The sequence below is a fragment of the Mycolicibacter heraklionensis genome (genome assembly GCF_001021505.1).
Taxonomy (GTDB): domain Bacteria; phylum Actinomycetota; class Actinomycetes; order Mycobacteriales; family Mycobacteriaceae; genus Mycobacterium; species Mycobacterium heraklionense.
In genome coordinates, this window is sequence record NZ_LDPO01000004.1 from 227,049 (window position 1) to 250,328 (window position 23,280).

Annotated in this window: 24 protein-coding genes and 1 pseudogene; 10 read left to right on the plus strand and 15 right to left on the minus strand. The window is 68.7% G+C overall.

The annotated features are described in order from the left end of the window. Positions 1 to 82 precede the first annotated feature (82 nt). From ABW16_RS07910 to ABW16_RS07935, 6 genes are read right to left on the minus strand one after another with little or no spacing between them, the layout of a single operon-like run. A complete protein-coding gene (locus ABW16_RS07910; RefSeq protein WP_047318583.1) occupies positions 83 to 934 on the minus strand; it encodes a GNAT family N-acetyltransferase in 852 nt (283 codons plus the stop codon). Between the two features lie 6 nt (positions 935 to 940). Then, positions 941 to 2,092 carry a flavodoxin-dependent (E)-4-hydroxy-3-methylbut-2-enyl-diphosphate synthase gene (gene ispG, locus ABW16_RS07915; RefSeq protein WP_047318584.1) on the minus strand — a complete coding sequence of 384 codons (1,152 nt, stop codon included), beginning with the start codon at positions 2,090 to 2,092 and terminating at the stop codon, positions 941 to 943. Between the two features lie 14 nt (positions 2,093 to 2,106). Then, complete coding sequence (locus ABW16_RS07920; protein ID WP_047318585.1) at positions 2,107 to 3,324, minus strand: M50 family metallopeptidase; 1,218 nt, start codon at positions 3,322 to 3,324, stop codon at positions 2,107 to 2,109. After that, the gene (gene dxr / locus ABW16_RS07925; RefSeq protein WP_047318586.1) at positions 3,321 to 4,505 is read right to left on the minus strand and encodes a 1-deoxy-D-xylulose-5-phosphate reductoisomerase; all 1,185 of its coding nucleotides are present in this window, start codon (positions 4,503 to 4,505) and stop codon (positions 3,321 to 3,323) included. Before dxr ends, ABW16_RS07920 begins: the two co-directional genes overlap by 4 nt. A gap of 4 nt (positions 4,506 to 4,509) precedes the next feature. Then, the gene (locus tag ABW16_RS07930) at positions 4,510 to 4,905 is read right to left on the minus strand and encodes a VOC family protein (protein WP_047318587.1); all 396 of its coding nucleotides are present in this window, start codon (positions 4,903 to 4,905) and stop codon (positions 4,510 to 4,512) included. Beyond that, entirely contained in the window at positions 4,859 to 5,698 is an 840-nt protein-coding gene (locus tag ABW16_RS07935) for an AraC family transcriptional regulator (RefSeq protein WP_047318649.1), read from the minus strand. The genes ABW16_RS07930 and ABW16_RS07935 overlap by 47 nt, the downstream gene beginning before the upstream one ends. Positions 5,699 to 5,861: 163 nt before the next feature. On the opposite strand from ABW16_RS07935, the gene ABW16_RS07940 reads away from it, so the two are divergent. Next, a complete protein-coding gene (locus tag ABW16_RS07940) occupies positions 5,862 to 6,116 on the plus strand; it encodes a DUF2631 domain-containing protein (protein ID WP_047318588.1) in 255 nt (84 codons plus the stop codon). A gap of 82 nt (positions 6,117 to 6,198) precedes the next feature. On the opposite strand, the gene rlmN is transcribed toward ABW16_RS07940, so the two are convergent. Genes rlmN through pyrH form a run of 4 tightly spaced genes read right to left on the minus strand, consistent with a single transcriptional unit; the run spans position 6,199 to position 9,557 of the window. Next, entirely contained in the window at positions 6,199 to 7,293 is a 1,095-nt protein-coding gene (gene rlmN / locus ABW16_RS07945; protein WP_047318589.1) for a dual-specificity RNA methyltransferase RlmN, read from the minus strand. A gap of 24 nt (positions 7,294 to 7,317) precedes the next feature. Next, positions 7,318 to 8,184, minus strand: coding sequence for a phosphatidate cytidylyltransferase (locus ABW16_RS07950; protein ID WP_047318590.1), 867 nt, complete (start codon positions 8,182 to 8,184; stop codon positions 7,318 to 7,320). 22 nt (positions 8,185 to 8,206) lie between these two features. Continuing rightward, positions 8,207 to 8,764: a ribosome recycling factor gene (frr, locus tag ABW16_RS07955; RefSeq protein WP_047318591.1), complete on the minus strand. Its 558-nt coding sequence runs from the start codon at positions 8,762 to 8,764 to the stop codon at positions 8,207 to 8,209. Between the two features lie 43 nt (positions 8,765 to 8,807). Then, entirely contained in the window at positions 8,808 to 9,557 is a 750-nt protein-coding gene (pyrH, locus tag ABW16_RS07960; RefSeq protein WP_047318592.1) for a UMP kinase, read from the minus strand. Positions 9,558 to 9,722: 165 nt separating this feature from the next. Between pyrH and ABW16_RS07965 the strand changes: the two genes are divergently transcribed. From ABW16_RS07965 to ABW16_RS08000, 8 genes are read left to right on the plus strand one after another with little or no spacing between them, the layout of a single operon-like run. Next, the gene (locus ABW16_RS07965) at positions 9,723 to 10,064 is read left to right on the plus strand and encodes an ArsR/SmtB family transcription factor (RefSeq protein WP_047318593.1); all 342 of its coding nucleotides are present in this window, start codon (positions 9,723 to 9,725) and stop codon (positions 10,062 to 10,064) included. Further along, on the plus strand, positions 10,061 to 10,540 hold the full coding sequence (locus tag ABW16_RS07970) for an NADH-quinone oxidoreductase subunit B family protein (protein WP_047318594.1): 480 nt from the start codon (positions 10,061 to 10,063) through the stop codon (positions 10,538 to 10,540). The genes ABW16_RS07965 and ABW16_RS07970 overlap by 4 nt, the downstream gene beginning before the upstream one ends. Next, the gene (locus ABW16_RS07975) at positions 10,537 to 12,492 is read left to right on the plus strand and encodes a proton-conducting transporter transmembrane domain-containing protein (protein WP_047318595.1); all 1,956 of its coding nucleotides are present in this window, start codon (positions 10,537 to 10,539) and stop codon (positions 12,490 to 12,492) included. Before ABW16_RS07970 ends, ABW16_RS07975 begins: the two co-directional genes overlap by 4 nt. Positions 12,493 to 12,497: 5 nt before the next feature. Beyond that, a complete protein-coding gene (locus ABW16_RS07980; protein ID WP_109519528.1) occupies positions 12,498 to 13,451 on the plus strand; it encodes a respiratory chain complex I subunit 1 family protein in 954 nt (317 codons plus the stop codon). Between the two features lie 11 nt (positions 13,452 to 13,462). Continuing rightward, entirely contained in the window at positions 13,463 to 14,104 is a 642-nt protein-coding gene (locus ABW16_RS07985; RefSeq protein WP_047318650.1) for a hypothetical protein, read from the plus strand. Continuing rightward, entirely contained in the window at positions 14,104 to 15,570 is a 1,467-nt protein-coding gene (locus ABW16_RS07990) for a proton-conducting transporter transmembrane domain-containing protein (protein WP_047318597.1), read from the plus strand. The genes ABW16_RS07985 and ABW16_RS07990 overlap by 1 nt, the downstream gene beginning before the upstream one ends. After that, entirely contained in the window at positions 15,570 to 17,048 is a 1,479-nt protein-coding gene (locus ABW16_RS07995) for a hydrogenase large subunit (protein ID WP_047318598.1), read from the plus strand. The genes ABW16_RS07990 and ABW16_RS07995 overlap by 1 nt, the downstream gene beginning before the upstream one ends. Positions 17,049 to 17,092: 44 nt before the next feature. Then, a complete protein-coding gene (locus ABW16_RS08000; RefSeq protein WP_047318599.1) occupies positions 17,093 to 17,512 on the plus strand; it encodes a MarR family winged helix-turn-helix transcriptional regulator in 420 nt (139 codons plus the stop codon). A gap of 4 nt (positions 17,513 to 17,516) precedes the next feature. On the opposite strand, the gene ABW16_RS08005 is transcribed toward ABW16_RS08000, so the two are convergent. The 3 genes from ABW16_RS08005 to rpsB form a co-directional block, all read right to left on the minus strand. Next, the gene (locus ABW16_RS08005; protein ID WP_047318600.1) at positions 17,517 to 18,941 is read right to left on the minus strand and encodes an amidase; all 1,425 of its coding nucleotides are present in this window, start codon (positions 18,939 to 18,941) and stop codon (positions 17,517 to 17,519) included. A gap of 105 nt (positions 18,942 to 19,046) precedes the next feature. Then, on the minus strand, positions 19,047 to 19,862 hold the full coding sequence (gene tsf, locus ABW16_RS08010; RefSeq protein ID WP_047318601.1) for a translation elongation factor Ts: 816 nt from the start codon (positions 19,860 to 19,862) through the stop codon (positions 19,047 to 19,049). 14 nt (positions 19,863 to 19,876) lie between these two features. After that, positions 19,877 to 20,704 carry a 30S ribosomal protein S2 gene (rpsB, locus tag ABW16_RS08015; protein ID WP_047318602.1) on the minus strand — a complete coding sequence of 276 codons (828 nt, stop codon included), beginning with the start codon at positions 20,702 to 20,704 and terminating at the stop codon, positions 19,877 to 19,879. Positions 20,705 to 21,031: 327 nt separating this feature from the next. Here rpsB and ABW16_RS08020 point away from each other — a divergent pair. Then, a pseudogene (locus ABW16_RS08020) lies at positions 21,032 to 21,475 on the plus strand (M23 family metallopeptidase); the annotation flags it as partial. Between the two features lie 11 nt (positions 21,476 to 21,486). Here ABW16_RS08020 and ABW16_RS08025 read toward each other — a convergent pair. Both ABW16_RS08025 and ABW16_RS08030 read right to left on the minus strand, forming a co-directional pair. Next, positions 21,487 to 22,371, minus strand: a complete 885-nt coding sequence (locus tag ABW16_RS08025; RefSeq protein ID WP_047318604.1) for an alpha/beta fold hydrolase — start codon at positions 22,369 to 22,371, stop codon at positions 21,487 to 21,489. Then, positions 22,368 to 23,267 (minus strand): tyrosine recombinase XerC, encoded by a 900-nt coding sequence (locus ABW16_RS08030; RefSeq protein WP_047318651.1) that lies wholly within the window; start codon positions 23,265 to 23,267, stop codon positions 22,368 to 22,370. The genes ABW16_RS08025 and ABW16_RS08030 overlap by 4 nt, the downstream gene beginning before the upstream one ends. Between the last annotated feature and the right edge of the window lie 13 nt (positions 23,268 to 23,280).

Here is a 23,280-nt window from a genome sequence, read left to right on the forward strand (position 1 = left end):
GGCACACCGAGACAGCGGTTAGCGTGTCCGCTACTCGAACTCTTCCGCGCCAACCACAGTTTCGGCGGACAGCACCCCGAGATCAGTCGAGCAGCACCGTCGCGAAAGTGCCGACTTGGGTGAACCCCACCCGCTCGTAGGTGGACCGCGCCACCTCGTTGAAGTCGTTGACGTACAGGCTGGCGATGCGTCCGGTGCCGACGATCACCGCGGCCAGCATCGCGGTGCCGCCGGCGCCCAGCCCGCGGCCGCGCCGGTCCGGGTGCACCCACACGCCCTGGATCTGCCCGACCGTCGGCGACTGCGAACCCACCTCGGCCTTGAACACCACCTCGCCGCGCTCGAAGCGCGCCCAGGCCCGCCCCGACGCGATCAGGTTGGCCACCCGCCGGCGGTAGGCGCGGCCGCCGTCACCGGCCCGCGGGTCCACCCCGACCTCACCGATGAACATGTCGACGGCGGCCACCAGGTACGCGTCGAGCTCGTCGGGACGCACCTGGCGCACTTCGGCATCCATCGGGCACGCGGGCATGGTGTGCAGTGCCATCAACGGTTGGCTCTCGCGCACGTCGCGGGCCGGGCCCCAGGAATCGGCGAGGCGCTGCCACATCGGCAGCACCAGTTCGGCCCGGCCCACCAACGACGAACAGCGCCGGATCGCACCCACCGCCTTGTCGGCGAACGCAGTGAGGTCGGCCGGGGCGCCGCGCAGCGGGATCAGGTTCGCGCCTGCGTAACACAGGGATTCGTCCACGCCGCCGCGCGTCCACAACTCCCCGCCGATGGACCGGGGATCGACACCGTGATCGGCGACGCGGGCCGCGACCATGCAGGAGCCGATCGGATCCTCCTCCAGCACCCGCCAGACCGCCGCGGCGTCCCGCGCCACAGAAACCCGTCGCTGGTCGAGACGGAAATCGGGTGGAGCCGACATGGTGACTCAGCTTACGGCGACGGTGGGCGAGCCGCCGGGAGATCCGTCACCCATCTCGGCCGCCAGGCGCAGAGCCTCCTCGATCAGGGTCTCCACGATCTGCGCCTCGGGAACGGTTTTGATCACCTCGCCCTTGACGAAGATCTGGCCCTTGCCGTTGCCGGACGCCACACCCAGATCAGCCTCGCGGGCCTCACCGGGACCGTTGACCACACAACCCATCACCGCGACCCGCAGCGGGACGTCGATCCCCTCCAGCCCGGCGGTGACCTCGTTGGCCAGCCGATACACGTCCACCTGAGCCCGCCCGCACGACGGACACGACACGATCTCCAGACCCCGCGGCCGCAGGTTGAGCGACTCCAGGATCTGGTTGCCGACCTTGACCTCTTCGACCGGCGGCGCCGACAGCGACACCCGGATGGTGTCGCCGATGCCGCGGGACAGCAGCGCGCCGAACGCCACGGCGGACTTGATGGTGCCCTGGAAGGCCGGGCCGGCCTCGGTGACGCCCAGGTGCAGCGGGTAGTCGCAACGCTCGGCCAGCTGTTGATAGGCCGCCACCATCACGACCGGGTCGTTGTGCTTGACACTGATCTTGAGATCGCCGAAGCCGTGCTCCTCGAACAACGAGGCTTCCCACAGCGCGGACTCCACCAGCGCTTCGGGGGTGGCCTTGCCGTACTTGGCCAAGAACCGCTGGTCCAACGAACCGGCGTTGACGCCGATCCGGATCGGGATGCCGGCTGCGCCGGCCGCCTTGGCCACCTCGCCGACTCGGCCGTCGAACTCCTTGATGTTGCCCGGGTTCACCCGGACCGCGGCACAGCCGGCGTCGATCGCGGCGAAGATGTACTTGGGCTGGAAGTGGATGTCGGCGATCACCGGGATCTGGCTGTGCCGGGCGATCTCGGCGAGCGCGTCGGCGTCCTCCTGCCGGGGGCAGGCCACCCGCACGATGTCACAGCCCGAGGCGGTCAGCGCCGCGATCTGTTGCAATGTCGCGTTGACGTCATGGGTCTTGGTGGTGCACATCGACTGCACCGCGATCGGATAGTCGCTGCCCACCCCGACCCCGCCGACCATCAGCTGGCGAGTCTTGCGACGCGGCGCCAGCGTCGGCGGAGGGGCGGTCGGCATTCCTAGGCCGACGCTCATGAGGGGGTCTCCTATCAAAACAGCCTGATCGGATTGACCAAGTCGGCGGTCACGGTGAGCAGCATGTAGCCGACCACCACCACCAAGACTACGTAAGTCGCCGGCATCAGCTTGAGATAGTTCACCGGTGCCGCGGCGACCTTCCCGCGGGCCGACCGGACCATGTTGCGGAGCTTCTCGTAGAGCGCGATCGCGATATGCCCGCCGTCGAACGGCAGCAGTGGCACCAGGTTCAGCACACCCAGAATGAAGTTCAGCTGAGCCAGGAAGAACCAGAACGCCACCCACAGGCCGTGGTCGACGGTGTCGCCGCCGATGATCGACGCGCCCACCACACTGATCGGGGTCTCCGGGTCGCGCTCCCCGTGCGGGTTGCCGATGGCGTGCACCAGCGCACCGACCTTGGAGGGGATGTTGGCCAGCGACTTCCCCAGCAGCACCGACAGGTCTCCGCTGAAGGCGAAGGTGGCCGGCACCGCGGTGACCGGGTTGTACTTGGTCGGGCCGAATTGGGCGGCGCCCACCCCGATGGCGCCGACGGTACTGGGGACGGCCTCGCGGTCGGGGCCGTCGGCGATCCAGCGCTGGGTGGGCGTCACGTCGACGTATTTGGTGAGTGTGCTGCCGTCGCGTTCGACGACGATCGGGGTCCGGCCGTGCTGTTTGCGTACCGCGGCGGCCATCTCCTCGAAGGTCGTCACCGGCGTGTCGCCGACCTTCACCACCACGTCACCCGATTCGATGCCGGCAAGCGCAGCCGGGCCGGGGCCCGAGCAGCTGCCCAGTTCGCCCTTGACGACTTCGGGTGCCACACAAGCTGTTTCGCCGATGACCGCGGTGGTGGGCGCGTGCAGGTTGGGCAGGCCCCAGATCACCGCGATGGAGTAGACCAGCACCAGACCGATGACGAAGTTCATGGCGGGGCCGGCGGCCAGCACGGCCACCCGCTTCCAGGTCTTCTGCTTGTACATGGCGCGGTCGACCTCGTCGGGCTCCAATTCCTCCACCGCGGTCATGCCCGCGATGTCACAGAAGCCGCCGGCCGGGATCGCCTTGAGGCCGTATTCGGTCTCGCCGCGTCGCGTCGACCACAACGTCGTTCCGAAGCCGACGAAATAGCGCCGCACCTTCATACCGGTGGCGCGCGCCACCCACATGTGACCGCATTCATGCAGCGCCACCGAAACCAGGATGGCCAGCGCGAACAGCGCGATGCCGACCGCGAACATCATCGGGTGCTTCCGACCTTTCTTGTAGCTGTCGCCTCGACGGCGCGAGCCGCTCGTTCCTTGGCCCAGCGCTGCGCATCGAGTACCTCATCCACGGTAGCGGGTTGCGCGGCCCACTGGTCGGCGGCGCCCAGCACCTCGGCGATGGTGGCCACGATCGCGGGGAAGCTGATCCGCCCGCTGAGGAAGGCTTCGGCGGCCTCCTCGTTGGCGGCGTTGTAGACCGCGGTCATGCAGCCGCCGGTCTGACCGGCCTGGCGAGCCAGCTGCACCGCCGGGAATACGGCGTCGTCCAGCGGCTCGAACTCCCAGGTAGAGGCGCATGTGAAGTCGCAGGCCGCGGCCGCCCCGGGCACCCGAGCCGGCCAGCCGAGGGCCAGCGCGATCGGCAGGCGCATGTCCGGCGGGCTGGCCTGGGCGATCGTCGAGCCGTCGGTGAAGGTGACCATGGAATGCACGATCGACTGCGGGTGAACGACCACGTCGATTCGCTCGTAGGGAACACCGAACAGCAGGTGGGTTTCGATGAGCTCGAGGCCCTTGTTCACCAGCGAGGCCGAGTTCAGCGTGTTCATCGGGCCCATCGACCAGGTCGGGTGGGCACCGGCCTGTTCGGGCGTGACGCCTTCCAGCTCGGCAGCGCTGAAACCCCGGAACGGCCCACCGGAAGCGGTGAGCACGATCTTGGCGACCTCATCGGGCGTGCCGGAGCGCAAGCACTGGGCGATCGCCGAGTGCTCGGAGTCCACCGGCACGATCTGGCCGGGCTGGGCGGCCTGCAGCACCAGCGGGCCGCCGGCGATCAGCGATTCCTTGTTGGCCAGGGCCAGCCGGGCCCCGGTTTCCAGCGCCGCCAGCGTGGGCCGCAGTCCGAGCGCGCCGACCAAGGCGTTGAGGACCACGTCGGCCTCGGTGTCGTACACCAAGCGGGTGACGGCCTCAGGTCCGCAGTAGGGGGCATCGAGCGCTTCGCCGACCTGTGCGTCGGCGACGGCGATGTTGGCGACCCCGGTCTCGGCGCGTTGGGCCGCCAGCAGCGCCGCGTTACCGCCTCCGGCGGCCAGTCCGACGATTTCGAAGCGGTCCGGGTTCGCCGCGACGACCTGCAACGCCTGGGTTCCGATCGAGCCGGTGGAGCCCAACAGCAGAACTTTGATCCGGCGGCCCTCCGCAGACGCTGTCACCCACCTATTGTGCTCCCGCGTAGTTGCCGAAGCTCCACAGGTTGCCCTCCGGGTCGCGGACGGCGAACTCACGGGCGCCGTAGTCGGTGTCGGTGAGCGGTCGGATCACCTCGGCGTGGCGTTCCACGACCCGCCGGTAGAGGCCGTCGGGGTCGGTGGTGACGACGAAGCCACCCGCGGTGCCGGGTTCCCGGCACCAGTCGCTACCGGGTTTGTAGCTGCCGAGCATGACGCCGCCGACGCCCTCTGGCCAGCGCAGTTCGGCGTGGGCGACGGTCTCGCCGTCATCGCCGTGGCGGGCCGTGACGACGAAACCGAAGGTGTCGACGTAGTAGTCGATGAGTTTGCGCGCGTCATGCGCTTGCAGGGTCAACCAGACGGTCGGATTCGAAGCTGTCATGTCCCCACTGTGAGCGCTGCGCATGGCCGCCGTCTTGAATGTTTTGGAACTCCTCGGCCAGCCAGGCTCCCGGTGAGAGCCCGGCGTACCGAACGAAGTCGCGGGTCAGGTGAGCCTGATCGGCGTATCCGGCAGCAACCGCAATACCCGCCAGGTCGACATGCCGACACCGGCGAGCCTCGTCGGCCATTTGGGTGGTCGCGTATTCGAAGCGCATCAGCATGGCCACCGCCTTCGGAGTGCGGCCGACCTCGCGGCGAAACAGCGTGGTCAGATGGCGTTGGCTCAGTCCCACGTGCTCGGCGATGCGCGCGACGGGAGTCCTCCCCCGGCTGCGCTGCAGCAGCTGCCAGGCGTAGGCGACCTCGGGCCGCACGCTGTTGTCGCGTCGACGCTGTTCGGCCACCAGGTACGCCGATACCAGCGCGAACGCGTCCGGCCAGGATCGTGCGGCGGCGAGCTGCTCATGCAGGCGCACCGCCCGGCCACCCAACATCGGTGCCGCGTCGAAGTCGGTCACGCTCAGCTCGGCGGCCGGCACACCGAACAGTGCGCGCGAGGCCAGCGGATGCACCGCCAGTTGAACGCCGGATTGACCGCGACGCTGTCGCACATGGCTGGCGTGTTCGTGCAATCCACCCAGGATGATCGGGGTCGGCCGGGCCGCCACAAGCGCGTCGGCCCGATCGGCCGCCTCGACCCCCTCGTCGAGGCTGACGATGAAGGTCACCGTCGACGACGGCATCCCCCGGTGAACGCGGTCGGGGACGTCGAGCGCGCGATAGCCCACCATCGACACCACACCCGGCGCGATGCGGGGTGGGGCCACCGCGAATTCCCAGATCGGCGGCGCTTCTGCGACGTGCAGGGCCATGACGTCCACGGTAGGTGGCTGCGTTGCGATATGTCAGAATGTCGCGCAGGAGTAGTTGCACGGGCGAACTGAAGGAGTCGAAGTGGCCAGTACCGAGGTGGAGCGCCACAACGGAGTTGACCCTGTCGAGGTGCCATCTGCGGCGTGGGGTTGGAGCGCGATCAACTACCGCACCTGGCACATCGTCGGTTTCGGCATCGTCGGTTTCTTGCTGCTCATGCTGCGTGGCAACCACATCGGCCACGTCGAGGACTACTTCCTGCTGGGCTTCGCCGCCCTGACGCTGTTCGTCGTGGTGCGCGACATCATCGGCCGCAACCGCGGCTGGCTGCGCTAAGCGCACCGCACTTTCCGCGAGATCGGGCTGACGCAGCGGTCTACTCGACCTTTTCCTGCGTGGTTCCGATCTCGCGACGGATTCACTGGTTTTCGGCGGCCAATTGCCCACACGCCGCGGCGATTTCGCGGCCGCGGGTGTCGCGGACCGTGCATTCCACGCCTTGGGCCCGGACGCGCCGGACGAATTCCCGCTCCACCGGCTTGGGGCTGGCGTCCCACTCGCTGCCGGGCGTGGGATTGAGCGGAATCAGGTTGACGTGCACCAACGGTCCCAGCGCTCGGTGCAGCTTTTTGCCCAATAGGTCTGCCCGCCACGGCTGGTCGTTGACGTCGCGGATCAGCGCGTATTCCACGGACACCCGCCGGCCGGTCACGTCCGCGTAGTAGCGCGCGGCATCGAGGGTTTCAGACACCTTCCACCGGTTGTTGACCGGAACAAGCGTGTCGCGCAGCTCGTCGTCGGGAGTGTGCAGCGACAGCGCGAGCGTCACCCCGAGGCGCTCGTCGGCGAGCTTGCGGATCGCCGGGGCCAGTCCCACCGTGGAGACCGTCACCGATCGCGCCGAGATCCCGAAGCCGTTGGGTGCCGGCTCGGTGATGCGCCGTACCGCGGCCACCACCCGGGCGTAGTTGGCCAGCGGCTCTCCCATGCCCATGAACACGATGTTGGAGAGTCTGCCGTGGTCTCTGTCGCGGAGTTCGACGGACGCCGCCCGCACCTGTTCGAGAATCTCGGCGGTGGACAGGTTGCGGGTGAGGCCGGCCTGGCCGGTCGCACAGAATGGGCAGGCCATGCCGCAGCCGGCCTGCGAGGAGATGCAGACGGTGTTGCGGCGGGGATAGCGCATCAGCACCGACTCGAACTTGGTGTGATCGTGCGCCCGCCACAACGTTTTACGCGTCTCACCGGCGTCGCACTCGATCTCGCTGGCGGCGGTCAGCAGAGGGGGAAACAGCGCCTCAGCCACCGAGGAGCGCACCGCAGCGGGCAGGTCGGTCATCTGCTGCGGATCGGCGATCAGCCGGCCGTAGTACTGGTTCGCCAGCTGCTTGGCGCGAAAGGCCGGCAGCCCCAGCTCGGCGACCGCGGCCACCACACCGTCGGCGTCGAGGTCCGCCAGATGCCGCGGCGGAAGTGCCCGCCGCGGTGCGGTGAACACCAGCTGTTGCGTCATGATCGGTTCCAGTATGCCGGTGACTCAGGGCAGCACGGTCAGCACGATCCAGGTCACCACGGCCGACGGAAGCAGCGCGTCGAGCCGGTCCATGATCCCGCCGTGGCCGGGCAGCAGCCGGCCCATGTCCTTGATGCCCAGATCGCGTTTGACCTGGGATTCGATCAGGTCGCCGAAGACCCCGGTGACCACGAGCAGCAGGCCCAGCGGCAGGCCCACCCACCACGGCCGGTCGAGGAACATCGTCACCGCGAACACCGCCGCGGCAACACCGAGCACCAGTGATCCCGCCAGACCCTCCCAGGATTTCTTCGGGCTGATCGCCGGCGCCATCGGATGCTTGCCGAACAGCACGCCCACGGCGTAGCCGCCGATGTCGGAGAAGACCACCGGGAACAGCAGGCACAGCACCCGGCCCGGGCCGTCGTCGCGAAAGACCAGCAGCGCCGCGAAGCTCATGCACAGCGGCACCCAGACCGCGATCAGAATCGTCGCCGACATGTCCCGCAGGTAGTTCACCGGGGCGTTGTGCAGCCCTTGACCGACCAGCCGCCACATCATGACGATCACCACGGTGGCACCGAAGGCGCCCAGCACTCCCCTCGCGCCGAACAGCAGCGACAGCCACAGCATGGCCTGGCCGCCGAGTGCCAGCGGGATGAACGGCACGTCGTAGCCGACTTCACGCAGCCGCCTGGTGATCTCATGGGTGGCAACCGGAGCGGCCACCGCCAGAATCAGCACCCAGAAGCGCGGCGCGAACAGCAGCGTGTAGACCAGCGTCCCGCCCAGCAGTACACCCACGGCGATGGCGGCGGGGAGATTGCGTCCGGCTCGCGACTGTTTCGGCTGCGAATCCGCGGCGTCTACGCCGGTGTCGTGGTCTGCCACGGGTGTGCCTGCTGGACGGCCGCTAGACCTCCAGCAGCTCGCCTTCTTTGTGCTTGACCAGCTCGTCGATCTGAGTCACGTATTGCTGGGTGGAGCGGTCCAGGTCCTTCTCCGCCCGGCCGACCTCGTCCTCGCCGGCCTCGCCGTCTTTGCGGATGCGGTGCAGCTCTTCCATCGCCTTGCGACGAATGTTGCGCACCGAGACCTTGGCGTCCTCCCCCTTGGCCTTGGCCTGCTTGACCAGCTCCTTGCGCCGTTCCTCGGTCAGCTGCGGCACCGCCACCCGGATCAGCGAACCGTCGTTGCTGGGGTTCAGGCCGAGGTCGGAGTTGCGGATCGCGTTCTCGATGGGGCCCAGCTGCGACGCCTCGTAGGGCTTGATCACCACCAGCCGTGCCTCGGGCACGTTGATACTGCACAACTGGGTGATCGGGGTGATCGACCCGTAGTAGTCGATGACGATCCGCGAGAACATGCCCGGGTTGGCCCGGCCGGTGCGGATGGTCGAGAGGTCGTCACGGGCCACCGACACGGCCTTTTCCATTTTCTCTTCGGCATCGAAGAGAGCCTCGTCGATCATGTGCCCCGCTCCTCGTTATCGCTCCGCTGTGACACCGGCGTCCTCAGCTGGTGACCAGTGTCCCGATCTTCTCACCCGCGACCGCGCGCGCGATATTTCCATCGGTCAACAGGTTGAACACCAGGATCGGCATGCCATTGTCCATGCACAGGCTGAACGCGGTGGCATCGGCCACCTTCAGCCCGCGGTCGATGACCTCGCGATGGGTGATCGAGGTGAGCAGTTCGGCGTCGGGGTGGGTGCGCGGGTCGGCGGTGAACACCCCGTCGACCGCCTTGGCCATCAGCACCACCTGGGCGCCGATCTCCAGCGCCCGTTGGGCCGCGGTGGTGTCGGTGGAGAAGTACGGCAGACCCATGCCGGCGCCGAAGATCACCACCCGGCCCTTCTCCAGGTGCCGCTGGGCCCGCAGCGGGATGTAGGGTTCGGCGACCTGACCCATGGTGATCGCGGTCTGCACCCGGGTGTCGATGCCTTCCTTTTCCAGGAAGTCTTGCAGCGCAAGGCTGTTCATCACGGTGCCGAGCATGCCCATATAGTCGCTGCGCATCCGTTCCATGCCGCGCTGCTGAAGCTGGGCGCCCCGGAAGAAGTTGCCGCCACCGATCACCACCGCGACCTGCACACCGTCGCGGACCACTTCGGCGATCTGGCGGGCCACCTGGGCGACCACATCGGGGTCGAGGCCGACTTGCCCGCCGCCGAACATCTCCCCGCCGAGCTTGAGCAAAACCCGGGAGTAAGGGGGACGGCCGGACGGCCGGCTTTCGTCGGTACTCGTCGGCTCCGTCATCAGGCTCCTCGGGGCTGCGCGGATATGACAGCGCCATCGCGGAAATCGTCCGCGACGGCATTCTCATCCTGCCCTACCGGACCGGTCAAACAGAGCCCGGGGTGGCGACACCGGACGTGACCATCACAACATATGAAGAAATTTTCAATTGTTGCATCCGCTGCTATGGTCTGGGCTGTGCCGAACTCGCTGCATCAGGTGAAAGCCGAGTTCTTCAAGACCCTCGGGCACCCCGCCCGGATCCGGGTCCTCGAATTGCTCGCCGAACGTGACCACACCGTCAGCGAGCTGATCCCGGAGACCGGGCTCGAGGCGTCGAATCTGTCCCAACAGCTGGGTGTCCTGCGCCGCGCAGGCGTGGTGACGGCCGTCAAAGACGGCAACGCGGTGGTCTACTCCATCGCCTCGCCGGTGATCACCGAACTGCTCGCCGTGGCACGCAAAGCGCTGACCGGGATGCTCAACGAGCAAGTTGCCATCCTCGATGACCTGCGGGCGGGGCAATGAGCTGGCTCACCAGAATCCGTGCGCTGGGCCGAATCACCGAACCGGCCGGTGCCCGCCCACCGGCCGCCACCGACCCGCCGGCAGGCGTCGCGGGGTCATTGCAGATTCGCCATGTCGACGCCGGATCGTGCAACGGTTGCGAGATCGAGATAGCCGGGGCGTTCGGCCCGGTGTATGACGCCGAACGATTCGGCGCCCGGCTCGTCGCCTCGCCGCGTCACGCCGACGCCCTGCTGGTCACCGGGGTGGTCACCCGCAATATGGCCGAGCCGCTGCGCAACACCCTGGAGGCCACCCCGCAGCCCCGAAAGGTCATCGCGTGCGGCGACTGCGCGCTCAATCGCGGGGTGTTCGCGAAGTCCTACGCAACCGTGGGGGCGGTCGGCGAGGTGGTCGAAGTCGATGTCGAAATTCCCGGTTGTCCGCCGACACCGGAGCAGATCCTCGCCGCGCTGCGGTCGGTGACCGGCCGGTGAGCACGCCGGCGGTTTCCTCCCCCGAAACATCGCACCACCGAGCGCTTCCGGCGGCCCTCAGCGGTGCCGCCACGGCCGGGATCGGTGCGGCCGGAGTCGGCATCGGCCTGGCCGGCGTGTTCGGCTCCATCCCCGTGCTTCGCATCGACTGGCTGGTGCCGCTGCTGGGCGTGCAGCTGCGCATCGATCCGCTCGGCGGATTCTTCATGGCGCTGACCGGTGCGGTGGCCGTGGCCGCCGGCCTGTACTGGGTCGGCTACGCACGCCACGAGCGATACGGCGCAGTCCCGCTGCTGACGCTGCCGCTGTTCGTCGCCACGCTGCTGGCGGTCCCCGCGGCAGGCTCGGTGACGACGTTCCTGCTCGCCTGGGAGCTGATGGCGCTGACGTCGCTGGTGCTGGTGCTCACCGATCAACAGCGCAGCGAGGTGCGTTCGGCCGCGCTGATCTACGCGGTGATGACCCAATTGGGCTTCGTGTCGCTGCTGCTGGGACTGGTGGTGCTGGCAGCCCAGGCCGGCGACGACTTCGCCGGTGTCGGTGCGTTGCCCGATCCCGTGCGCAACACCGTATTCGTGTTGACCCTGATCGGTTTCGGCTCCAAAGCCGGTCTGCTCCCGCTACACGCGTGGCTGCCCAGGGCGCACCCGGAGGCACCCAGCCCGGTCTCGGCGTTGCTCAGCGCCGCCATGGTCAACCTGGGCATCTACGGGATCATCCGCGTCGACGTGCAGCTGCTCGGTCCCGGCCCGCGGTGGTGGGGTCTGACGCTGCTGATCGCCGGTGGCGCGTCGGCGCTGTACGGGGTGCTGCAGGCGTCGGTGGCAACCGACCTCAAACGCCTGCTTGCCTATTCGACGACGGAGAACATCGGGCTGATCACCCTGGCCCTGGGTGCGGCGATGCTGTTGTCGGGCGCGGGATCACGCGATGCCGCAGCCGTTGCCGCGGTGGCGGCACTGCTGCATCTTCTCGCCCACGGTGCGTTCAAGAGCCTCGGGTTCCTGGCCGCCGGCTCGGTGCTGGTCGCCACCGGCTTGCGCGACCTGGATCGGCTCGGCGGGCTGGTCCGCCGAATGCCGGGCACCACAGCGCTGTTCGGAGTGGCCGCGCTCGGCGCCGCCGGCCTGCCACTGGGCGCGGGTTTCGTCAGCGAATGGCTGCTGATCCAGTCGCTGATGCACGCCCGAGCCGACCACGACCTCACGATCACCCTGGTGACCCCGCTGGCGGTGGGTGCGATCGCACTGACCGCCGGCTTGGGGGTGGCCGCCATGGTCAAAGCGTTCGGAATCGGGTTCCTGGCCCGCCCGCGCTCGGACGCCGCGGCGGCGGCCCGGGAAGCGCCCACCGCGATGCTCGCCGGGATGACGCTGGCCGCACTGGCCTGCCTGGTGCTGGCCGTCGCGCCGGGGACCGTGGGCCCGCTGTTGCAGCGGGCGCTCGAGACGCTGCCGGTGTCGGGAGCAGCCCCGGCGCTCGGAACCTACCTGCGCATTCCCGGGCTAGACGCGTCCATGTCCCCGGGCCTACTGGCCGTCGTTCTGGCGGCCGCCGTCGTGGTGGTGCTGATCGGTTCACGCTGGCGGGCGCGTGCGCGCCCGAGCACCGCCACGGTGCCGCTGTGGGCCTGCGGCGCAGACGAACTGAGCGCGCGCATGCAATACACCGCGACGTCGTTCGCCCAACCGCTGCAGCAGGTTTTCGACGATGTGCTGCACACCGACGCCGCCGTCGAGGTGACTCGGCAGGCTCCGTCGAGCTATTACGTGGACCGGATCGCCTACCGGGCGCGGGTGGCCGACGTCGTCGAAGACCGTTGGTATGCCCCGCTGCTTCAGGGCGTGGCCGCCGCCGCGCAACTGGTGCGCCGCGCCCACACCGGCAGCGTGCACCTCTACCTGGCCTACGGCGCGGTGGGAGTGCTGATCGCCATGTTGGTGGCGCGATGAACCTGATGGCTTACCTAGCGGGCTTCGTGCAGGTCGCCGGTGTCATCGCCGGCGCCCCACTGGTCATCGGCCTGACGCGTCAGGTCCGGGCCCGCGCCGAGGGCCGCACCGGTGCCGGGATCTGGCAACCATGGCGTGATATCCGCAAACTGCTGGGCAAGCAGAACCTCAAGCCGCTCGGCACCACCTGGGTGTTCGCCGCGGCACCGGCCGCCCTGGCCGCCACCACGCTGGTCATCGTCGCCACCGCGCCCCTGGTGGCGACCGGCTCGCCGCTGGACCCGATCGCCGACCTGATCACGGTCGTGGGCCTGCTGTTCCTGGGCACGGTGGCCCTGACCTTGGCCGGCATCGACACCGCGACGGCCTTCGGTGGCATGGGCGCCAGCCGCGAGATCACCATCGCGGCGCTGGTGGAACCGACCATCCTGGTTGCCGTATTCGCACTGTCGATCCCGGCGAACTCGGCCAACCTGGGGGCCATCGTCGGCTACACCAGCGAGCATCCCGGTCAGGTGATCTCACTGGCGAGCGCGCTGGCATTCGTCGCGCTGGTCATCGTGATCGTCGCCGAGACCGGCCGACTACCGGTGGACAACCCGTCCACCCATCTGGAGCTGACCATGGTGCACGAGGCCATGGTGCTCGAATATGCCGGCCCCAAGCTGGCCATGGTCGAGTGGGCCAGCGGCATGCGGCTGACCGTGCTGCTGGCGCTGCTGGCCAATCTGTTCTTTCCCTGGGGCATCGCGGGCGCGGACCCCAGTGCGCTCGCCGTGATCGTCGGCGCCGGCGCGATCGCGCTCAAAGTGGCCGTGCTGGCCGCAGTCATGGCCGCCGTGGAGGTATTCCTCGCCAAGCTGCGACTGTTTCGGGTGCCCGAATTACTCGCCGGGTCCTTCGTGCTGGCGTTGCTGGCCGTGACGGCGGCGAACTTCTTCACAGGAGCGGGTGGGTGAACTACGTCAACATGCTGGACCTGGCTGCCGGTGGCGTGCTGCTGGCCGCGGTGCTGGCCGTCTGGCACCGGGACCTGTCGGTGGTGGTGCGCCGGTTGCTCGTCGCCCAAGGCGTCGCGCTGGCCGCCATCCCGATGATTCGTGGCGCGCACGAACACGATCGGGCCCTGCTCCTGGTAGGCCTCGGCGTGCTGGCGGTACGTGCGGTACTGCTGCCGTGGCTGCTCCACCGGGCATTGGGCGCCGAACGCCAAGAACGCCGTGAGTCCGCTCCCCTGGTCAGCACCACCGCCTCGCTGCTGATGGTCACCGCGCTGGTGGTCGCGGCGTTCACCATCGCCCAACCCGTGGTCGCGCTGGCGCCCAGCACCTCGACCAACGCCGCCCCGGCGGCCATCGCTACGGTGCTGATCGCGCTGTTCATCATGGCGACCCGCCGCCACGCCATCTCCCAGACGGTCGGGCTGCTGATGCTGGACAACGGGATCGCCGCGACCGCGTTCCTGCTCACCGCCGGCGTCCCGCTGATCGTCGAGCTCGGCGCCTCGCTCGATGTGCTGTTCGTCTTGATCGTGCTCGGAGTGCTGACGGGACAGCTGCGCAACGCCTTTGGCGGCGTGGACCTGGACCTGCTGCGGGAGCTACGCGACTGATGACACTTCTGATCCTGCTTCCGCTGCTGGCGCCGGTGCTGGCAGCGCTGTGCTCGGTGGCGCTCGGCTGGCGCCGGCTCAGTGCCGGCCTCACGGTGATCTCGGCGTGGGTGATCCTCGGATGCGGTGTCGCCCTGGGTTTTCAGGTCGGCGACCACGCTCATCTGGCATTGAACGGCCTGCTGCGTGCCGATGCCCTGTCGGTGACCATGCTGATCGTCATCGGGGTCGTCGGCAGCCTGGCCACCTGGGCGAGCATCGGTTACATCGACGCCGAACTGGCTCGCGGGCACACCGACGAGCGCGGTGCGCGGTTGTACGGCATCCTGACTCCGGCGTTCTTGGCGGCGATGGCTCTGGCGGTGTCGGCCAACAACATCGGCGTGGTGTGGATCGCGGTGGAGGCCACCACAGTGGTCACTGCGTTTCTGGTCGGGCATCACCGCAGCCGGTCCGCCCTGGAGGCCACCTGGAAGTACGTCATGGTGTGTTCGGTGGGCATCACGATCGCGTTCCTGGGCACCGTGTTGCTGCACTTCGCCGCGCTGCATGCCGGGGCGGGCGGCGAGGACGCGTTGGACCTCGACGTGCTGGCCGCCCACGCCGGTGGACTCGACCCGGCGGTGACCCGGTTGGCGGGCGCACTGCTGCTGATCGGCTACGGAGCCAAGATGGGCCTGGCGCCGTTTCACACCTGGCTCGCCGATGCGCACAGCCAGGCCCCGGCGCCGGTTTCGGCGTTGATGAGCGGGGTGCTGCTCTCCGTCGCATTCTCGGTGCTGATCCGGATCAAGCCGATCATCGATGCCGCGGTGGGCCCGGCCTTTCTGCGGACCGCACTGTTGGCCGCCGGCTTGGTGACGCTGCTGATCGCGGCGCTGCTGCTCACCGTCACGACCGATCTCAAACGGATGCTGGCCTATTCATCGATGGAGACGATGGGGTTGATCGCGGTTGCCGCGGCCGCCGGCACCCGGCTGGCGATCGCCGCCCTGCTGCTGCATGTGCTGGCTCACGGTGTCGGTAAGACGGTGCTGTTCCTGGCCGGCGGGCAGTTGCAGGCCGCCCACGGTACGACCGCCATCGGCGAGATCACCGCGGTGCTCGGCAGGTCGCGGCTGATCGGTGGCGCGTTCGCGGCCGGAATGGTGGTCCTGCTCGGATTGCCGCCGTTCGCGATGTTCGCCAGCGAGGTCGCGATCGCGATGTCGCTGGCCGACGCCCGGCTGGCATGGGCGCTCGGCCTGGCACTGGTGGCGCTGGTGGTGGCGTTCGCCGCGCTGCTGCGCAACACCGGCCGGATGCTGCTGGGCACCCCGGACACCGGCAGTCCGGCGATCCGGGTTCCGGTGACGGTTGCGGGCGCCCTGGTGGCCGGGGTGCTGGCCTCGCTCGTCCTGGGAGTCACCGCGGGCCCGCTGTCCGACTTGTTCGCAGTCGCCGCAAGCCAACTCGGAGTCCGCTGATGAATCCGATCACCCGCGAACAGCCGGTCACCGCTAGTCAACTCGTCGGCGCGGCCACCGCCCTGTTCGCCGACGGGTTCCGGCTCGCCCTGATGGCCGCCCACGACGACGGCGACACCCTGCGGGTGGTGTACCTGTTCCTGGCCGGCCGCCCGGACCGCCGTACCGAGCTCACCCTGACCGTTCCGGCGGACAACCCGGAGATCCCTTCGTTGGCCCGGTTGTCTTTTCAGGCCGGCCGATTCGAGCGCGAGATGCTCGATCTGTACGGGATCACCCCGGTCGATCATCCGCAACCTCGCCGCCTGGTGCGACACGCGCATTGGCCGCAGGGTTGGCATCCGATGCGCAACGACGCCGAGCCGCCTGGAGAATTCGTTGCTACGGACCACTTTCCCTTCCTGACCGTGGACGGCGCCGGGGTCTACGAGATCCCGGTCGGCCCGGTACACGCCGGCCTGATCGAGCCGGGCCACTTCCGGTTCTCGGTCGTCGGCGAGTCGGTGTTACGACTCAAGGCGCGACTGTGGTTCGTGCACCGCGGAATCGAGCGGCTCTTTCAGGGCCGCGCCGCGGTCGGGGCGGTCGACCTGGCCGAACGAATCAGCGGTGACACCTCCGCCGGCCACGCGCTCGCGCACAGCCTGGCCGTCGAAGACGCCCTCGGTGTCGAGCTGCCCGATCCGGTGCACCGGCTGCGCGCTCTGCTCGTCGAGCTCGAGCGGCTCTACAACCACGCCGCCGACCTGGGCGCCCTGGCCAACGATGTGGGCTTCGGCCTGGCCAACGCACACGCCCAGCGCGTCCGCGAACTTGCGCTGCGCATCAACGCGCAGGTGACCGGACACCGACTGTTGCGCGGGGCGGTCAAGCCCGGAGGCGTTGTGCTGCAAGAACTTCCCTCCCCGGACCGGCTGCAGGACCTAGCTGATGACGTCGCCGAGATCGCCGAGCTGACGTTGGGTAACTCGGTGATCTACGACCGGTTCGCCGGCACCTCGGTATTGCACCGCGATGACGCCGTGGCGATGGGCACCCTGGGATATGTGGCCCGGGCCAGCGGGATTGTCACCGACGCTCGCCTCGACCACCCCACCACCGAGCTGCCGGTCACCGAGGCGACGGCGAGCGCCGGCGATGTACTCGCCCGCTACACCATTCGCCGCGACGAGTTCGCGGCGTCAGTCGCCCTGTGCCGCAACCTGATCGACAATCACGTTGGCCCGATCGAAGTCCGGCAGCCGGTTCCGGCAGCGACCGGACCTCGCCGCGGGGTCGGCATCGTCGAGGGCTGGCGTGGCACCATCGTGCACCGGGTCGAGATCGGGGCCGACGGCGTCGTCACCCGCGCCAAGATCGTCGACCCGTCCTGGTTCAACTGGCCCGCACTGCCGGTGTCGATGGCCGACACCATCGTCCCGGACTTCCCGCTGACCAATAAGAGCTTCAACCTGTCCTACGCGGGAAACGATCTATAGCCAGCGGCTCAGCGCAGAGACCCTGGTATGTCAGGATATTTGACATGGATGACGTGGACGGTGCTCCGCTGGGCTATCTGCTGTACCGGGTCAGCTCGGCGCTGCGCCCGCAGGTGACCGCGGTCCTCGGACCGCTGGGGCTGACCTTGCCCGAATTCGTCTGCATGCGGGCATTGTTGCTGCGTCCCGGACTCTCCAGCGCCGAGCTGGCCCGCCACACCGGCGTCACCCCGCAGGCCATGAACACCGTGCTGCACCGGCTGGAGAACCGCGGCGCGGTGAGCCGCCCGGAGTCGGTGCCGTCCGGGCGCGCACTGCCGGCGAACTTGACCGAGGCCGGCCGGAATCTGCTGAAACAGGCCGAGGATGCCGTGCGCGTCGCCGACAGTCGTGTGCTGGCTGCGCTGAGCGCGGCCGAGCAGCACCGGCTGCGGCAGATGTTGGAGCGAATCGGCGCGGAGTGACTAGTCAGGCCCGGGCGGCGATCGTCGGCCAGGGCTTCGCGGCCTCCAGTTCGTAGGCCAGCTCCAACAGCCGGGCGTCCTGCCCGAGAGGGGCGCTGAACATCATGCCGACCGGCAACCCGGCCGCGGACTCGGCCAGCGGCAGCGAGATCGCCGGTTCACCGGTGGCGTTCTGCAGCGGCGTGAACGCCACCCAGTCCATCAGCCGGTCGATGACCTGCTCATAGCTGGCCGTGGGGTCCAGGTGGCCCACCCGCGGGGTCTCGTGGGCGAGCGTCGGAGTGAGCACGACGTCGTAGTCGCCGTACAGCCGTGAGGTGTGCCGCCGGCGCACGGCCGCCAGCCGGGCAACCGCCAGCGGCAGCCGGTAGAGGTGGCGGGTGGCGTGGCGATCCAGCCCCAGTGTCAGGTTGTCCAACCGGGTGCGGTCGAAGGTGGGGCCGAACATCCGCCGCCCGCCCTTGACCAATGCGGTCGCCAAAAACGCCCAGTAGAGCAGGAAGTCGTCGGCGAAGTGGCCCGGGACCGGTGGCCGGTCGAGATACTCGACGCGGTGACCCAGTTCCTCGAGCAGCGCCGCGGTCTTCAAGGTCAGCTCGCGCATCTCCGCCGACGTCTCGCGCGCGATCGACCGAGTGATCACCCCCACCCGCAGCCGCTGGGCGCTCGGTGCCCGGACATCACCGATCGGCGGCAGCTTGGTGTTGCGCCAAATCCGTTCCGCTTCTGCGTAAAAGGCGGCGGTGTCACGTACCGAACGGGTCACCACACCGTTGAAGACGATCCGCACCGGCATGGCACGCAGGTCCTTGTCCAGCGGCAGCCGGCCCCGCGACGGCTTGAGCCCGACCAGTCCGTTGCAGGCCGCGGGAATGCGGATGGACCCGCCGCCGTCGTTGGCATGCGCGATCGGCACCACCCCGGCGGCAACGAATGCCGCCGATCCCGACGACGACGCCGCCGCGGTGTAGTCGGTGTTCCACGGGTTGCGTACGGCGCCGATCCGCGGATGCTCGGCCGAGGCACTGAATCCGAACTCGCTCAACTGGGTCTTGCCCAGCGCGATCAGCCCGGTGTTCAGGTAGAGCTTGGCGAAGTCGCCGTCGGCCGCGGCTGGGTGCGGTTGCCAGGCGTCGGTGCCCTGCATGGTCGGCATCCCGGCGACGTCGACGTTGTCCTTGATAAACGTCGGGACGCCCTGGAAGAACCCCGAAGACCCGGCCCGCGGCCCCTGCTGGGCGGCCTCCCGGGCCCGGTCGAACGCCCGATAGGCCAGGCCGTTCAGCTGCGGATTGACCGCTTCGGTGCGCGCGATCGCAGCGTCGACCAGCTCGCCGGGCGACACCTCGCCCGATCGGAGTCGCTCGACCAGGCCGACCGTGTCCGAGTCACCGAGCGCGTCGTCGCCGAAGGCGTGCACATGTTGCATGTCGGTGACACTATCCGACGGACCGGGCGGGTCCGTGAGGCCCAAACGAAAATCACCGCCAGGCCCGATTGACGGGCGCTGGCGGTGATTTTCGTACGACGGGGACTAGGCCTGGCCGACCTCGAACCGCACGAAGCGGGTCACGGTCACGCCGGCCTCGTCGAGCAACGCCTTGACGCTCTTCTTCGAGTCCGACACCGACGACTGCTCCAGCAGCACGACGTCCTTGAAGAAGCCGGTCACCCGGCCTTCGACGATCTTGGGCAGGGCAGCCTCGGGCTTGCCCTCCTCCTTGGCCGTCTCTTCGGCGATGCGCCGCTCGTTGGCCACCAGGTCGGCGGGAACGTCGTCGCGGGTCAGGTACTTGGCCTTGAGCGCGGCGATCTGCAGCGCGACCGCGTGGGCCGCGTTTTTGTCCGAGCCGGAGTACTCCACCAGCACGCCCACCGCCGGCGGCAGGTCGGAGGCCCGCTTGTGCAGGTAGGTCTCCACGGTGCCGTCGAAGTAGGCGACGCGGCGCAGTTCGAGCTTCTCGCCGATCTTGGCCGACAGCGCCTCGATGGCCTCACCGACGGTGCGGTCACCGATCTTGGCGCTCTTGAGCTCCTCGACATCGGAGGTCTTGGCCGCCGCGGCGGCGGTGACGACCTCGTCGGCGAGCGACTTGAACTCGTCGTTCTTGGCGACGAAGTCGGTCTCGGAGTTCAGCTCGATCAGGGCGCCGTCCTTGGCGGCGACCAGACCTTCGGCGGTGGCACGCTCGGCGCGCTTGCCGACGTCCTTGGCGCCCTTGATGCGCAGCACCTCGACGGCCTTGTCGAAGTCGCCGTCACTCTCGGCCAGCGCGTTCTTGCAGTCCATCATGCCTGAGCCGGTGAGTTCCCGAAGCCGCTTAACGTCGGCAGCGGTGTAGTTCGCCACTGTGTGTGCCTTTCCTACGATGCGTCGGTGGTGGTTTCGGCGCCGGCTTCGGCGTCGGGTGCAGACGTGGTGGCGCCCGCCAGCAGCTCCTGCTCCCACTCGGCCAGCGGCTCAACCGCTTCGGCCGCAGCCTTGCCCTCGCCGTTGCCCTGACCTGCCCGGGCCTGCAGCCCCTCGGCCACCGCGGAGGCGATGACCTTGGTCAGCAGAGCCGCCGAGCGGATCGCGTCGTCATTGCCCGGGATCGGGTAGTCGACCAGGTCGGGGTCGCAGTTGGTGTCCAGGATCGCGATGACCGGGATGCCCAGCTTGCGGGCCTCGCCGACGGCGATGTGCTCCTTGTTGGTGTCGACGACCCAGACGGCCGACGGCACCTTGGCCATGTCGCGGATACCGCCGAGGCTGCGCTCCAGCTTGTTCTTCTCACGGGTCAGCATCAAGATTTCCTTCTTGGTGCGTCCCTCGAAGCCGCCGGTCTGCTCCATGGCCTCGAGTTCCTTGAGGCGCTGCAGGCGCTTGTGCACGGTGGAGAAGTTGGTGAGCATGCCGCCCAGCCAGCGCTGGTTGACGTACGGCATTCCGACCCGGGTGGCCTCGGCCGCGACCGATTCCTGGGCCTGCTTCTTGGTGCCGACGAACATGATGGACCCGCCGTGCGCGACGGTCTCCTTGACGAACTCGTACGCCTTGTCGATGAACGTCAGCGTCTGCTGCAAGTCGATGATGTAGATGCCGTTGCGGTCGGTGAAGATGAACCGCTTCATCTTGGGATTCCAACGACGGGTCTGATGCCCGAAGTGGGCGCCGCTGTCGAGCAGCTGTTTCATGGTTACGACAGCCATGAGTCCATGGTTCCTTTTTTGTCGGTTGTCGCCCGGCGTCGGGTGAGGCCGGGCCCTGGTGCCTGCTGAGATGCCGGACCCCTGTCGGGGACCACCCGGCATCCGGTTGTGGTGCAGGCACGCGAAGTCAGTCCGCATACGCGAACTGCGCAGATGAGTTTACACGGTCCGAACGGGTGGTTTGGCGAGCCTCGACGAAGGAGAGGCGAAGCTGGAACCGCCCCATGAACCAGGTGCTTTGTCCACAGCGGTGACTGGCCGGATTCGGGGCTGCCGGGGTGCACTAGGCGCATGCGATGCGTGGCGTTGTTGCTGGTCGGCGGTTTTTTGCTGGCCGCGCCGGCGCGCGGGGACACGATTCGGCTGCAGTGGCCGCTGCGGCCGCGCCCGGTGGTGGTGCGGCAATTCGACGCGCCGCGCCCGGATTGGCAGCGCGGCCACCGGGGCGTGGACCTGGCCGGAGCACCGGGCCAACCGGTGTATGCCGCCGGTGCGGCGACGGTGGTGTTCGCCGGGCGTTCCGGTGGGCAGCCGGTGGTGTCGCTGGCCCATCCCGGGGGGTTGCGCACCAGCTACCAGCCGGTGTCCGCGTCAGTCCGGATCGGGCAGCTGGTGGCCGCGGGATCGGTGATCGGCACGTTGGAGCCCGGCCATCCGGGGTGCGCTGCCTGCCTGCACTGGGGCGCGATGTGGGGACCGGCGTCGCGGGCCGATTATGTCGATCCGTTGGGACTGCTGGCCTCGACACCGATCCGGCTCAAGCCGGTGGCGCCGGGCTGAGGTCAGCCGGCGCTGGCCAGAAACTCCGTCATAGCGGCCAGCGTTTCGGCCGGACGGTCCCGCTGCACCCAGTGGCCGGCACCTGGAAGGACCACCAGCCGGGCACCCGGGATGAGCCAGGCTGCGGCGCGGGCGCGTGCCACCGGAACACCAGTGTCCTTGTCGCCGTGAATAATCAGCACCGGGCACCGCAGTGCCGACAGTCTCGGGGTGTAATCGGTCTTGAGCCGGTTCCAGCTGACCTCATCGCGCTGCCATTGTTCGAAGACGCCGGAGTCCTGCTGCACCGCCGCCGTCACCTCAGCCATCAGTTCGGGGGTGCGTCGAGCGGGGTCGCGAATCAGCGCGGTCTTGACGCTCCACGCCAACACCGCCGGGCTGCGGGCCGTAAGGCGGCCCACGAGCGCGAGCGCTCCACTGCGAAGCATCGCCCACGTCAAGCCCTGTCGCACACCGGCCAGCGGCCCGTCGGAGACTCGCGACATCAGCCCGTAACTACCCAGCAGCATCACCCCGGTTGTCTGCTCGGGCCGCCGCAAAGCATGGCCGAGGGCCATTCCGCCCCCGAGCGACAGCCCGCCGACGACATAGCGGTCGAGGGCCAGCGCGTCGACGAACTCCCCGACGTAGCCGACCAGCCGGTCCTGGGTTAACCGCCACGGCGGCGGCGGGCTCTGGCCGAAGCCGGGGTGATCTGGGGCGATGACGCGGTAGCCCTCCGCCGCCAACCGGGGACCGATCTCGTCCCAGGACAGCGACGCGTTGTCCACGCCGCCGCCGTGCAGCAGCACCACGGTGCCGGCCGCTGAGAAAGCTGGATTGTCGGGACGAAAATCGAGGTAGGAGACCGGTCCCGACGCCAGTTCGACACTTGATCGCGCCGTCATGCCCGCGGGTGGGCCTGATCGTGCACGGCACGCAGCCGGGCGACCGTGACATGGGTGTACAGCTGAGTGGTGGCCAGGCTGGAGTGACCTAGCAGTTCCTGCACGATCCGCAGGTCCGCCCCACCCTCCAACAGATGGGTGGCCGCCGTATGGCGCAGCCCGTGCGGTCCCATATCCGGCGCTCCCCCGACCGCGGCGACGGTCTGGTGCACCACGGTGCGGGCCTGACGCGGATCGAGGCGCCCGCCGCGCGCGCCGAGCAGCAGCGCCGGTCCGGAATCCACCGTCGCCAGCGGCGGGCGCCCGCGGGTGAGCCATGCCTGCAGCGCTTCGGCGGCGGGCTCCCCGAATGGCACCGTGCGTTGCTTGTTGCCTTTGCCCACCACCCGCAACACCCGTCGTGAGCTGTCCACGTCGTCGATATCAAGGCCACACAGTTCGCTGACCCGCACCGCGGTCGCGTAAAGCAACTCGGCGATCAGCCTGTCCCGCAAAGCAAGAGGATCATTCTGTTGCGCACCGGATTTGGCGGCAGTCATCGCGTCGTGCGCCTGGTCTCGGCGCAGTACCGCCGGCAGCGTCCGGCGCGCCTTCGGCAGCTGCAGGCGCGCACCGGGATCTGATGCCAGCAGTCCGCGCCGCGCCGCCCACGCGGTGAAGGTCTTGACCGTCGACGTGCGGCGCGCCAGTGTGCTGCGGGCGGCACCGGCACCGGCCTGCGCGGCCAGCCAGCTGCGCAGCAGCGGAAGGCTCAGGTCTTGGATGCCGGTATGCCCCTGCTCGGCCAGGAACCCGAACAGCGATCGCAGGTCGCCGAGGTAGGCGCGCCGGGTGTGGTCGGACCGGCCCCGCTCCAAAGCCAGGTACTCGTCGAACTCGTCGAGAATCGCGTCCACACCGGCCACGGTC